Here is a 12,911-nt window from a genome sequence, read left to right on the forward strand (position 1 = left end):
GGCATGCGTCGAGCCAAAATTGTTTGCACCCTCGGACCTGCCACTGCTGCACCGGAGAAGGTGCGGGCCTTGGTCGACGCCGGAATGGATGTCGCGCGACTGAACCTCTCGCACGGCGCCTACTCGGACCACGAGCAGGTCTACCGGGCGATCCGTGCGGCGTCGGACGATTCCGGTCGCGCCGTGTGTGTCATGTGCGACCTCCAGGGCCCGAAGATCCGGACCGGCAATTTCGCAGACGGTCCGATCATGCTCGCCAACGGTGATCCGTTCACGATCACAGTCGACGACATCGAGGGCGACCAAAGCCGAGTTTCCACTACTTACAAGGGTTTGCCGGGCGACGTGCAGCCCGGCGACCTGCTGCTCATCGACGACGGCAAGGTCTGCCTGCGGGCGCGGGAAGTCACCGAGACCGAGGTGCATGCCGAGGTGATCGAGGGCGGTCCGGTCTCCAACCACAAGGGCATCAACCTGCCCGGGGTCGCGGTGAGCGTCCCCGCACTGTCGGAGAAGGACGAGGCCGACCTGCGCTGGGCACTGAAGCTGGGCGCCGATGTGGTCGCACTGTCCTTCGTGCGGGATGCCTCCGACATACGGCGTGCGCACGAGATCATGGACGAGGAGGGGCGGCGGGTCCCGGTGATCGCGAAGGTCGAAAAGCCCCAGGCGGTCGACAATCTCGCGGCGATCATCGACGCGTTCGACGGTGTGATGGTGGCGCGTGGTGACCTGGGCGTGGAGCTCCCGCTGGAGGAGGTCCCGCTCGTGCAGAAGCGCGCGATCGAGATCTGCCGGCGCAACGCCAAGCCGGTCATCGTCGCGACGCAGGTGCTCGAGTCGATGATCGAGAACTCCCGGCCGACGCGGGCCGAGGCCAGCGACTGCGCCAACGCGGTGCTCGACGGTGCCGACGCGATCATGCTGTCCGGGGAGACCAGTGTCGGCGCGTGGCCGATCGAGTCCGTCCAGACGATGGCTCGCATCATCGACAGCACCGAGGAGCACGGGCTGGACCGGGTGCCGCCGCTGGGCACCCGCCCGCACACCAAGGGTGGCGCCGTGACCGCCGCCGCAGCGGAGGTCGGCGACCTGCTGGGCGTCCGCTATCTGGTGACGTTCACCGAGTCGGGCGACTCCGCGAAGCGGATGTCGCGCATCCGCAGCGCCCGCCCGATGCTGGCGTTCACACCGGCGGCGTCCACGCGGTCCCAGCTGGCGATGGTGTGGGGAGTGGAGACCTACCTCGTGCCGCAGGTGAAGCACACCGACCAGATGGCCATGCAGGTCGACGAGACGTTGCTGGGGGAGGGCCGCGCGGAGGAAGGCGACCTCGTCGTCATCGTGGCCGGTTCGCCCCCGGGGATCCCCGGCTCCACCAACGCGTTGCGCGTGCACCGGATGGGTGACGCCCGGAACAAGGTCGCCCCCGCCTACCACTGAGCCTTCTGCTGCGCCTCCTCGCAGAACGCCGCAGATGTAACGCTCGCGAGCTCGCGAACATCGGCGGCGTTCTGGTCGTCGGCTCCGCGCGAGTTGGCGTTTCGTCGGGTGCCGTTGCGCTGCGTTGTCGCCTGTGTGTTCCGGGTAGGGGATGGCCCGCGAACATCGGTTGCTTTCTGGTCAGCTGGTCACCAGGCGGGCGAGGTGCTGCAGTGAATTGTTCAGGTGTGCGCTGTCGGCTGCCGGGAACGAGATCATCGCCCGCACGTCGCCCGGCACGTGTGACCAGTCGTAGGTGAGCGTGACGGCGGTCCGACCGGTCCCGACCGGCACGAGGTCGTAACGCCAGCTCCACCCACCGGCGTGCACCTCACCGTCCGCGCCTTCCTGGCCGGGCAGCCAGCCGATCGCTTGAGGCACGTCGAAGACGTTGACCCTGTTGGCGATTCGGTAGTTGCCGTCCTCGAACTCCGGGTTGTCGAAGTACATGTCCATCCTGAAGAGCTGCCCGTCGGCGGTCAGCGGGTCCGGATCGACCGGTTTCACGACCCACCCGGTCCCGTCGATCACGGGATGGGTGGTCGGATCCGCGAGCACCCTGAACACGGCGTCCGCCGGTGCATCGATGGTCAGCGTGGCCGTCAATTGCTCGATCATGTGGTGCCTTTCTGCCGCGGCCGGTCATCGGCCGCCGGGACGTTCCCACCTGTATGACACGCCGGCCACGCGGAATTCATCGGTCCGCGCCGAAGGAGCATCGCCGCGGGCGGAACCGACATACGGTCAGTCGGCCACGAGCTCGTAGACGTTGCCGTCCGGACCCCTGAAGTGCTGCCAGGTCGGGCCGGGTTCGCCGAGCAGTTCGACCCCAGCAGCTCGCAGTTCCTCGGCCGCGGACGGTAGATCCTCGACGGCGAAGCCGACCACCGGTCCGGTGACCATGTGCTGTTTGCCCGCGTAACCCTCGCCGAACACCTCGACGTTGCGTCCGTCGGGCAACGTGAAGACCCAGAAGTCGGCTTCGTGGTGAGCGAGCGGCAGACCCAGGACGTTGGCGTAGAAGTGGGCGAGCTCCGGCGCTGCCGACGTCCTCGAACCTGACCAACCCAGTCCAGTGATGTTCATGCGTCGCATCCTGGGTCTTCAAGCATGCTTGAGGTCAAGGCTGGTTCTGCCGGGGCGCCGCGCGTCCGATTGGAGCCGCACACGGACTCTCCCGTATGCTGTCCCAGCACTCCTGCCGGAGTGGTGGAACGGCAGACACGGAGCACTCAAAATGCTTTGCTCGAAAGGGCGTGCGGGTTCAAATCCCGCCTCCGGCACCCAATGACCAGCCTGCTGTGGCTGCGTCGCGACCTGCGGCGATCCGATCTTCCGGCCCTGCGCTCCGCGGCGGATGCCACCGGCGACGACGTCGGCGTGGTGTTCGTCGTCGACCCGGCCCTCTGGAAGTCCGCCGGCACTGTCCGCCGCGCATGGTTGGCGACTTCGGTCGAGGCGGCGGTCGACTCCTACGACGGCCACCTCGCGGTCCTGTATGGCGACTCCCGGCAGGTCATCCCGCAGACGGCTCGCCGGCTCGGCGCCACCTCCGTGCACGTCTCCCGGGAAACCACACCGTTCGGAGCGCGCCGAGACCGTGAAGTCGCGAAGGCGTTGCAGGACAACGGAATCGACTGGGTGGAGACAGGCACGCCATACGCGATCGGTCCGGGTGTCCTGACCACCGGGGCGGGGACCGGGTTCAAGGTCTTCACCGCGTTCCGGCGGGCGTGGAACGAGCACGGAGCTCCGGGACCGGCCGGTGAGGTGGACGTGTCGTGGCGCGCCGTGGACTCCGACGAGGCAGCGTTGACCGCACTGCAGTCCGCGCGTGCGGCCGACGGCCTCCCGGATCTGCCGGACGCCGGGGAGGGAGCCGCGCTGCGCCGCTGGCGTGACTTCCTCGACGAATCGATCGGTGACTACGACACCGCGCGGGACCGGCCCGATCTCGCCGGGACGAGCGGACTCAGTCCCTACCTGAAGGTCGGCGCGATCCACCCACGCACGCTCCTGGCGGATCTCGCGTCCGTGTCCGGTCCGGGCCGCGACTCGTTCGTCTCCGAGCTCGCGTGGCGCGAGTTCTACGCCGACGTGCTGTGGCGGCACCCGCGCAGCGCCTGGCACGATCTCACGACGACGCTCGGCCACATGTCGTATGACGAGCCGGGCCTCGAGCTGACAGCGTGGCAACAGGGCCGGACCGGCTACCCGCTGGTGGACGCCGGAATGCGCCAGCTGGTCGCGACCGGCTGGATGCACAACCGGGTCCGGATGGTGGCCGCGAGCTTCCTGACCAAGGACCTGCACCTCTGGTGGCCGCTGGGTGCGCGCTTCTTCCTCGACCGGCTGATCGACGGAGACGTGGCGTCGAACAACCACGGGTGGCAGTGGGTGGCCGGGACCGGGACCGACGCTTCGCCATACTTCCGGGTCTTCAACCCGGTCACGCAGGGCAAGAAGTTCGACCCCGACGGCGACTACGTCCGCCGGTGGGTGCCGGAGCTGCGGCACCTGAGCGGGGGCGCCGCACACGAGCCCTGGCGGCAGACCGACGGATACCGTGAGGGATATCCCGAGCGGATCGTCGACCACGCCGTCGAACGGGAGGTCTCCCTGTCCAGGCTCCGTGGGGGTTCCGCACCACCTGCTTCCTAGCGGCCGGCGCGCCGCCAGGAGGCGCCTCTGGTGCCATACTCAGATCATGGGTCGGCCGGGTGCCGGCCACGGGGAGGGCACGACATGGGATACCAGGTCTCTTTTGCAATGGCACTGCCGCTGATAGTCCTCGGCGTGCTGCTCATCGCCTACTGCCTGGTCGACATCGCACGGACCGAGCGGCAGCTGTTGCTGCGCAAGTGGCAGTGGGCGCTGGCGGTGCTGATCCTCGTGCCGCTCGGCGCGTTCGCCTACCTCGCCTTCGAGAAGCTGGGCATCGTGCAGCAACCCAGCACCGCCCCGGAGGAGCTGACCACCAAGGAGGGCGACGGCACCCTCTTCCTGAGAAGGGACCGCTGAGGACGGCGGGCGCGGCGAGCGGCGCTACCTGGTGGCGTGTGCCGACGGGTGAGGCATCCTGCGGGAGGGACGAGGGTGGTGCCGGAGCTGGGACACATCGACGGCGTCCAACGTGTCGACCCGGAACGATTCCGACGACGAGTGAGTGCCTCGACAGCGCCGAACCGCACTGGTGTTTGATAGCTCCCATGGCACTTTTCGGCAAGCGACGGGACACCAGTGGCGACGCGATCGACGCGTTCTGGTCCTGGTGGAGTGACGGCGGATCGGGACAGGTCGCGATGGCCGACCCGGAGACCGGCACCGTCGCATTGCTCGACCCGCGGGTGCACGCCATCGACGAGCGCCTGGCGTGGGAGATCGCCCCGGGCAGCGCAGCGGCGCACCTGCTGGTCGTCACCGCTGATGGCGACCCCGAGGTGCGCGCGGTGGCCCGCCGCTGGCTCGCAGCGGCTCCGCAGGCCGACTTCGTCTGGTCGTATGCCGACAGCCGTCAGCCCGCGACGACGATCGATGGGCGGGTCCTGAAGTTCGACGGGCACGAGTTCGACCTGGGCGCCGTCCAGGTCGGTGTGCGCCGCAGCGGCAGCCGCGTCGACGTGACCGTCTACCACCCGCGGCTGGCGGACGTGGCCGAGGATCAGCGGCTCGGGGTCTGCTTCGTCGCGCTGGACACGGCTCTCGGCGAGGAGATGACCGAGACCTGGATCGGCGAGTTGCAGCCGGTGACGACGCCGCCGTTGGACGGTTTCGGCCTGACCGGGTTGCGGGCCGTGGTGCGCGACCTGCGTGAGGAGTTCACCGGCGACGACGGTCGGCCACGGTGGATCACGTTGCAGGGCACCGGTCCTCGCGGTCCAGTGACCGCCGGCGCGCAGGTGCCGCTGGCGGCAGCGTCTGCGCCGCAGTTGGACCAGCACATCGTCGTGGCCGTCCCTTATCGCGGGCACAACGACAACGGACTGCCGAGCGCCGCCGCGCTGACCGAGCTGGAACGACTCAAGCAGCACGTCACGGACCGGCTGGAGGAGCAGGGCCGGGTCGTGGCGCACGAGTGCAGCGGCGGCGTCTGCCTCGTCCACGTGTACGCCGACGGGACGACGCCGGCAGCCGACCAGATCAAGGCTGCCGTGACCGGCTGGCCCGACGGCACCGTCAAGGTCGACGTCGAGTCGGATCCCGGGTGGTCCGGTGTGGCGCACCTGCGAGGCTGACGTCCGTGCGGTGGGAGGTGAGCCACGCCATACACCGGCACATGCGAAGCTGATGCGCGTGACGAACCAAGAGACCAACGTGCGAGTGCTGGTCGCCGAGGACGAAGCGATCATCCGACTCGATCTCGCCGAGATGCTGCGGGAAGCCGGGTATGACGTCGTGGCCGAGGTCGGCGACGGGCGTCAAGCGGTCGACTCCGCCCGGGAGCTGACCCCCGACCTGGTGGTGATGGACGTCAAGATGCCGGTCCTGGACGGCATCAGCGCGGCGGACGAGATCGGGCGGGACGGCATCGCGCCGGTCGTCATGCTGACGGCGTTCTCCGACAAGGAGCTGGTGGAGCGTGCCTCCGACGCCGGCGTGATGGCCTACGTGCTGAAGCCGTTCACGATCGACGACCTGCAGCCGGCGATCACGGTCGCACGGTCCCGGTGGGCCGAACGCAAGGCACTGGAAGGTGAAGTCGCGGACCTCGGGGCGCGCCTGGAGACACGCAAGCGGATGGACCGCGCCAAGGGCATCCTGATGAGCCGGCTCGGGTTGGACGAACCCGGTGCCTTCCGGTGGATCCAGAAGACCGCGATGGACCGCCGTCTGGGCATGCGCGAGGTCGCGGATGCGGTGATAGCGGGCGGTTCCGAGGAGGATCCCGGCGGTTCCGCGGACGGCCTGCCGACCGAACCCTGAGGCAGTAGAGTTGAACGGCCGTACACGCCTCGGCGTCCTCTCAGCCCGATGTGGGCAGGCTGTGAGCGAGCGCTGAACGACTAGGCGTAATCTGCGGCATGCACGTGTGGCTCGGGGTCATTCGGCGGAGGTTCGAAAGTGGCAAGATCGGCGGTTCAGGTCACGCGCATGACATCCGGCGACGAGGAAGAACTCGTCGCTTTGTGGCGTCAGGCCAAGAGTGCCGAAGGGCACAGCGACGACCATGTGGAGCGCTCGTTGCGAGAGGGTCGGTTGACCCGTGCCTGCGCACGCGCGGATGTGCGCGTCTATGTCGCCTCGATCGACGCGGAGCCGGTCGGCTACAGCGTGGTGATGTCCGGTCCGGTGTCTGCGCTGCAGGACACGCCGGCGGTCTGGGTGGACGTGCTCTGGGTGCGGCCGGGTCGACGCCAGCGCGGCGCCGCCGGCGCGTTGCTGAAGGCAGTGGCGTCATACGCCGAGCACATCGGTGCCCCCGAGATCGTCTCCTGCGTCCCGGCGAGCAGCCGTGACGCCAATCGCTTCTTCGCCCGACTCGGCTTCTCCGCGGTGGTGACCGAGCGCAGCACGACCCCCGCGGCGTTGCGGCGGCGACTGGCCGGCCACGGCCTGTCGACCGTCAGTGACGCGGTCCGGTTACGCCGGTCGCTGCGCGCCAGGGCACGTGCCCGCGACTGCGACCCGGTGCTGGTCCCGGCGCAGTCCACGCTTGTCGACTGAGCCGCCTACTGCGCCTTGGGCGCACTGTCCCGAAGCAGGCAGGTGATCCGACTGGTGCACAGCCGGTTGCCGTCCTCGTCGGTGACGACCACTTCGTATGAGGCGAGCGTGCGACCGAGCGACAACGGCGTCGCAGTGCCGGTGACCAGTCCCGAGCGTGCGCCACGGTGATGTGTGGCGTTGATGTCCAGGCCCACAGCGATGCGTCCTTCGCCGGCGTGCAGGGCGGCGCCGACCGACCCGAGCGTCTCGGCGAGCACCACGCTGGCGCCGCCGTGCAGCAAGCCGTAGGGCTGGTTGTTGCCCTCGACGGGCATGGTCGCAACGATGCGTTGCGGGCTCGCCTCGACGAATGTGATGCCCATCCGCTCGCTGAGCGTTCCGGCACTCATGTCGTTGAAGAGCTTGACGAGTTCCGCGTCGGCGGCCGGAGTGGGGGACTGCGCACTGGTGTCGGTCATGCCCCTTAGGCTGCCATGCGTGAAACGCCTCCTTCTCCTCGACGGTCATTCGCTCGCCTACCGCGCGTTCTACGCGCTCCCGGTCGAGAACTTCTCGACCTCCACCGGGCAGCCCACCAATGGCGTCTACGGCTTCACCTCGATGCTGATCAACGTGCTGCGGGACGAGGAGCCCACCCACATCGGTGTCTGTTTCGACGTCTCCCGGCAGACCTTCCGCGCGGAGGAATACGCCGAATACAAGGCCGGTCGGGCCAAGACCCCGGACGAGTTCAAGGGGCAGGTGTCGCTCGTCCACGAGATCCTCGACGCGCTGAAGATCCGCTACATCGAGCTGGCCGGCTGGGAGGCCGACGACCTCATCGCGACGCTGTCGACCCAGGCCGAGGACCAAGGCTTCGACGAGGTGCTGATCGTGTCCGGCGACCGCGACGCGATGCAGCTGGTCACCGACAAGGTGACCGTGCTCTACCCGGCCAAGGGAGTGTCCGACCTGTGGCGGATGACACCGGCGAAGGTCGAGGAGCGCTATCTGGTCTCCCCGGAGCGCTACCCCGACCTGGCCGCGCTGGTGGGGGAGAAGTCCGACAACCTGCCCGGGGTGCCCGGCGTCGGCGCCAAGACTGCTGCCAAGTGGCTGGCGCTGTATGGCGACCTGCCCGGCATCGTCGACCACGTCGGTGAGATCAAGGGCAAGGTCGGCGACTCGTTGCGTGAGCATCTGGACGGGGTGCTGCGCAACCGTCGGCTCAACCAGCTGGTACGTGACGTCAGCCTCGACGTGACCGTCGACGACTTGGAGCGCCAGGTGTGGGACCGCGACCAGGTGCACCAGGTCTTCGACGGCCTCGAGTTCCGGGTGTTGCGTGAGCGGCTCTTCGCGACCCTCGACGCGGCCGGTGATGAGGCTGAAGGTGTGGTCGAGGTCGAAGGTTCGGTCCTGGCGCCGGAAGAGGTCGCCGGCTGGGTCGCCGACAACCTCACCTCGAAGGAACGCGCCGGACTGCACGTCATCGGCGACTGGTCCCGCGGGACCGGCGACGTGCGTGCGATCGCCGTCGCTGTCGGTGACGGGGAGGCCGCACGGGCGGCATACTTCGACGTGGCGGAGCTGACGCAGGCGGCCGACAAGGTCGTGCGCGAGTGGCTGGCCGACCCGGAGCGTCCGAAGGTCATGCACGACGCCAAGGGTCCGCTGCAGGCGTTGTATGCCGCGGGCCTCCCGCTCGCCGGGCTGGTGAGCGACACCGCGCTGGCGGCATACCTCGTGCGGCCCGACCAGCGCGCCTACGACCTCGCCGACCTGGTGTTGCGCTTCCTGCGCCGCGAGCTGCGGCCCGAGCAGGACAACCCGGCCCAGGGGATGCTCGACCTGGACGGCCACGACCACCAAGGCGAGGAGGCGATGGTCCAGGCGCGCGCCGTGCTCGACCTGTCGACGGCGCTGGACGAGCAGGTCGCCGAGACCGGCGGCACCGAGCTGCTGGCCGAGATGGAGCTGCCGCTGGTCGATCTGCTGGCGCAGATGGAGCGCGTCGGCATCCACGTCGACCCGGAGCTGCTGGAGCGGCTGGAGAGCGATTACGCCGACGCGCTGGATCGCGCGGCCGAGGACGCCTACGAGGCGGCCGAGGGTGAGCGCATCAACTTGGGTTCGCCGAAGCAGTTGCAGGTGCTGCTCTTCGACAAGCTCGGCATGCCCAAGACCAAGAAGACCAAGACCGGCTACACGACTGACGCCGATGCGTTGACCGATCTCTACGCCAAGACCGAGCACCCGTTCCTGGAAGCGCTTCTGCGGCATCGGGATTCGGCACGTCTGCGGGTGACCGTGGAGGGACTGACCAAGTCGATCGCGGACGATGGTCGCATCCATACGACCTACCAGCAGACGATCGCGGCGACCGGTCGGCTCTCGTCGACCGACCCCAACCTGCAGAACATCCCGATCCGCACCGAGGAGGGGCGCCGCATCCGTGAGGCGTTCGTTGTCGGTGACGGATTCGAGTCGTTGATGTCGGCCGACTACAGCCAGATCGAGATGCGGATCATGGCGCACCTGTCCGGCGACGAAGGCCTGATCGAGGCGTTCCGCAGCGGTGAGGACCTGCACCGGTTCGTAGGCTCCCGGGTGTTCGCCGTCGAGCCGCAGGACGTGACGGCCGAGATGCGCGCGAAGGTCAAGGCGATGTCCTACGGCCTCGCCTACGGTTTGTCGGCATACGGACTGTCGAAGCAGCTGGCGATCTCCGCCGGCGAGGCGACGACGCTGATGGAGGAGTACTTCACCCGGTTCGGGGGAGTGCGTGACTACCTGCGGGAGGTCGTCGACGTCGCTCGCAAGACCGGTTACACCGAGACGATGCTCGGCCGCCGGCGCTACCTGCCTGACCTGACGTCGGACAATCGGCAGCGACGCCAGGCGGCCGAACGGATGGCGCTCAACGCACCCATCCAGGGTTCGGCCGCCGACGTGATGAAGCTGGCCATGCTGCACGTGCGTGCTGCACTCGATACCGCGGACGTGAAGTCCCGCATGCTGCTGCAGGTCCACGACGAGCTCGTCATCGAGATCGCGCCGGGGGAGCAGGCCACGGTCGAGGAGATCGTCCGGCGCGAGATGGGTGCCGCGATCGAGCTCGACGTGCCGCTGGACGTCAGCATCGGCGTGGGAAACTCCTGGCACGCCGCCGCGCACTGACTCAGCCGACCCGTGGCCGCCTGCGGTCACGCTGACCCACGTCCACTTCCGAAAACGGCTGAGCGCCGGTGCGTTTCGCACCGGCGCTCAGCCGTTCGTGGTTACGGGTCGCCCGGCGTGTACCGAAGTCTCCCCAGTGTCGGGGTATGGGCGGTGTGAGTGGCCGCACGCGTGCACGGCTTGACCCTGGGGCGGCGTATGGGCGGTGTGAGTGGCCGCACGCGTGCACGGCCTGACACTGGGTCGGGACACACCCGGATCGGTGCGGCGGCGGCGCAGGTCAGGCGCGGTCGTCGTCCCAGTCCCGACGCGGTCGACGACGCTCCCGTCGCGACTCGAGGTGATCGGACTCGTCCTGTGCGGCGGCCCCGAAACCGGCGCGGTCCGCGCCGTCATCGGCATGCTCGACGCGGTCGGGCCGGTCGTCGTCCTGCCGACGGCGCGGCTCGTCGTCCCACCCACGGTCGTCGCGGTCGGCCGAGCGCGGCCGGTCGTCCGCATAACCCTCGTGCCGGGCACGTCGGGTCTCGGTCCGACGGTCGACCCCGAACATCACCGCACCCAGCACGATCGTCAGGATGCCGATGGCGGCGGCGGCTATGGCGCGGTACTTCTCCACGTCGGTCACCCGCCAGCAAGTGCCCTTGGCGAACGTGCTGTTCGACGGGTTCGCAGCGGTGCCGCACCCGAAGACCGATCCGCTGTCGGTGTGCACACTCGTTGCGGGGACGAAGTAGAAGTAGACGGCGGCGACGATGAACGCCAGGCCGACGAGGATGCAGATCTTGGTGCCGGTGCGAGGTGTCATCACCGTGCGGGTCTCGAGGTCTTCGGGCATGGCCCGAATGTTACTCATCGGTCGGATCGGATTTGTGCCTCACCGGGCCATGATCGAGGGAATCTTCACCCATGCCCGCACGTCGGTGTCGCGGAAACGGCCCAGGTCCAGTTGCGCAGCCCCGTCCGGTCGCTCCCGCGACCACTTGCCACCGTCGGTGCGTTCGGCGATGACGACGCTGACATGGGTCGGTGGCGCATGATCGACGTGCCACTTGTCGGTGTCCTCCGGCACCGGCCAGCCGAGCATGTAATAGGTGTCGAAACCCTGCCGGCCGAGCTGGAAGCCGATCGCCGAGTCGACACTGAGCGAGTAGATTCCGCTGCCCTGCACCGCGACCGGCGCGGAGGGTTGCACGTGCTTGCGCAGGTATGACGTCACGACCGACGAGGCGTGCCGGGCCGCGGACTCGTTGCCCCATGACGGCGCGGCAGCGCTGACCGACGCGAGCACCGCCAGCACGACCGCGACGACCGCCGAGACCCCGAGACGCCATACGGCCGGGATGCGCTGCAGCACCGTGACCAGCCGGCGACGCGGCACCAACTCGGTCGCCCGGACCAGCAGCGCGGCCACACCGAACGCTGCGATCACCAGGGTCGGTAGCAGCCAGTAGCCGACCGTGAAGCCGGCCATGTGGGTCAGCCCCCACGCCTCGATGGGTATGGCGACCAGGGTGACGCCACACGCGAAGCTGCCCGCCGTACGCGGCCGCCGGGATCCGGCGAATGCGCCGAGGCCGAGCAGCAGTGCTCCGACCGCTCCGACGACGACGGCGAGCCCGGTCTCGGCCGGTCGGTAGGTGTTGTGGAACCGACCGAAGCCGAGCGGCGACAGCCGGTCCAGGGTGTAGGCGAGCGCGTGCGGCCAGGAGGCGCCGACATCGGTGGACTGCGAGCGGTACTTCAGCAGTTGCTGCAGATTGTTGGGCTGGTACGCGACCAGCTCCAACAGCGACGGCAGCCACACCAGGAACAACACCCCGCTGGCGATCTGCCAGGCCCGCCGCAGCCGGTCGTGCCCGAGGCGGGACATCCGCACGTGTCGCAGCCGGCGCGAGAGCGTCAGCAGCGCGAGTGCCACGGTCAGCCCGACGACGAACGGCGCGAACGCCAGATTGGACTGGGCGACGAACGACGCCGAGACGGCGTAGAGCCACAGCACCGACAGGTCACCGTCGACCAGCGCCCACGCGCACGCCAGCACCAGCAGCATCGGCAGCGTGGCGACATACACGTTCAGCGGACGCACCAGTTGCTCCGGCCCGAGGGACCATTCGAGCAACAGCGCCGCGAGTGCCACGGGTATGGCGGTCCGCAGCGCCCGCAGCCGGAACGCGACAATGATCGATCCGGCGGCCGCGATCGCGTTGCCGATCGCGACCGACAGCAGGATGCCGGCTCCGGAGAAGCCGAAGAGTGCCGCGATCGGTGCGCCGAAGTAGTACTCGAGCGGGCCGAGATGGTGGGTGGGCACGTTCGCGCCCTCGGTCAGGATGCTGGTGGAGCGCTGGCCCATCAGCGGCGGGTGCCAGCTGAGGACCGCCCGCATCCGGTCGGCGATGACGGCGTCGTCACCCTCGGGCGCCCACCCGTGCGACACGGCGCGGACATACGCCACGGCGATCGGCACGAGCGCGACCACGACGAGCCAGGTGACCGGCAGGCGTGCGACATACCGCAGCCGGCGCAGCAGGTTCACCTGCATGTGTCACCTCGGGGTCGTGGGCGGGCGTTGGGTGCCCGTGGCAGGTTACCGGTGAGTC

The 12,911-nt window shown here is 68.8% G+C and carries 12 protein-coding genes and 1 tRNA gene; 8 read left to right on the forward strand and 5 right to left on the reverse strand.

Translation table 11 applies throughout. The annotated features are described in order from the left end of the window. Positions 1-3 precede the first annotated feature (3 nt). Positions 4-1,443: a pyruvate kinase gene (gene pyk / locus IEX71_RS12495; protein WP_188837380.1), complete on the forward strand. Its 1,440-nt coding sequence runs from the start codon at positions 4-6 to the stop codon at positions 1,441-1,443. A gap of 180 nt (positions 1,444-1,623) precedes the next feature. Here pyk and IEX71_RS12500 read toward each other — a convergent pair whose 3' ends face one another. Both IEX71_RS12500 and IEX71_RS12505 read right to left on the reverse strand, forming a co-directional pair. Continuing rightward, on the reverse strand, positions 1,624-2,100 hold the full coding sequence (locus tag IEX71_RS12500; RefSeq protein WP_188837381.1) for an SRPBCC family protein: 477 nt from the start codon (positions 2,098-2,100) through the stop codon (positions 1,624-1,626). Positions 2,101-2,226: 126 nt separating this feature from the next. Continuing rightward, positions 2,227-2,568, reverse strand: a complete 342-nt coding sequence (locus tag IEX71_RS12505) for a VOC family protein (protein ID WP_188837382.1) — start codon at positions 2,566-2,568, stop codon at positions 2,227-2,229. 114 nt (positions 2,569-2,682) lie between these two features. Here IEX71_RS12505 and IEX71_RS12510 point away from each other — a divergent pair. The 6 genes from IEX71_RS12510 (at position 2,683) to IEX71_RS12535 (ending at position 7,146) form a co-directional block, all read left to right on the forward strand. Beyond that, a tRNA-Leu gene (locus tag IEX71_RS12510) sits at positions 2,683-2,765 on the forward strand. Between the two features lie 4 nt (positions 2,766-2,769). After that, complete coding sequence (locus tag IEX71_RS12515; RefSeq protein ID WP_188837383.1) at positions 2,770-4,143, forward strand: cryptochrome/photolyase family protein; 1,374 nt, start codon at positions 2,770-2,772, stop codon at positions 4,141-4,143. A 108-nt stretch (positions 4,144-4,251) separates the two neighbouring features. Beyond that, the gene (locus IEX71_RS12520; RefSeq protein ID WP_229749693.1) at positions 4,252-4,503 is read left to right on the forward strand and encodes a PLDc N-terminal domain-containing protein; all 252 of its coding nucleotides are present in this window, start codon (positions 4,252-4,254) and stop codon (positions 4,501-4,503) included. A gap of 188 nt (positions 4,504-4,691) precedes the next feature. Further along, complete coding sequence (locus IEX71_RS12525; RefSeq protein WP_188837385.1) at positions 4,692-5,717, forward strand: DUF695 domain-containing protein; 1,026 nt, start codon at positions 4,692-4,694, stop codon at positions 5,715-5,717. Between the two features lie 52 nt (positions 5,718-5,769). Further along, positions 5,770-6,405, forward strand: a complete 636-nt coding sequence (locus IEX71_RS12530) for an ANTAR domain-containing response regulator (RefSeq protein WP_188837885.1) — start codon at positions 5,770-5,772, stop codon at positions 6,403-6,405. A gap of 168 nt (positions 6,406-6,573) precedes the next feature. Continuing rightward, a complete protein-coding gene (locus tag IEX71_RS12535) occupies positions 6,574-7,146 on the forward strand; it encodes a GNAT family N-acetyltransferase (protein ID WP_188837386.1) in 573 nt (190 codons plus the stop codon). Positions 7,147-7,151: 5 nt separating this feature from the next. Here IEX71_RS12535 and IEX71_RS12540 read toward each other — a convergent pair whose 3' ends face one another. Beyond that, positions 7,152-7,607 carry a PaaI family thioesterase gene (locus tag IEX71_RS12540; RefSeq protein WP_188837387.1) on the reverse strand — a complete coding sequence of 152 codons (456 nt, stop codon included), beginning with the start codon at positions 7,605-7,607 and terminating at the stop codon, positions 7,152-7,154. Between the two features lie 19 nt (positions 7,608-7,626). On the opposite strand from IEX71_RS12540, the gene polA reads away from it, so the two are divergent. Continuing rightward, complete coding sequence (gene polA / locus IEX71_RS12545; protein WP_188837388.1) at positions 7,627-10,308, forward strand: DNA polymerase I; 2,682 nt, start codon at positions 7,627-7,629, stop codon at positions 10,306-10,308. Positions 10,309-10,588: 280 nt separating this feature from the next. On the opposite strand, the gene IEX71_RS12550 is transcribed toward polA, so the two are convergent. Both IEX71_RS12550 and IEX71_RS12555 read right to left on the reverse strand, forming a co-directional pair. After that, complete coding sequence (locus IEX71_RS12550) at positions 10,589-11,146, reverse strand: hypothetical protein (RefSeq protein ID WP_188837389.1); 558 nt, start codon at positions 11,144-11,146, stop codon at positions 10,589-10,591. 39 nt (positions 11,147-11,185) lie between these two features. After that, the gene (locus tag IEX71_RS12555) at positions 11,186-12,853 is read right to left on the reverse strand and encodes a hypothetical protein (RefSeq protein ID WP_188837390.1); all 1,668 of its coding nucleotides are present in this window, start codon (positions 12,851-12,853) and stop codon (positions 11,186-11,188) included. Positions 12,854-12,911: the final 58 nt, after the last annotated feature.

This window comes from Flexivirga endophytica (assembly GCF_014640635.1).
Taxonomy (GTDB): Bacteria; Actinomycetota; Actinomycetes; order Actinomycetales; family Dermatophilaceae; genus Flexivirga; species Flexivirga endophytica.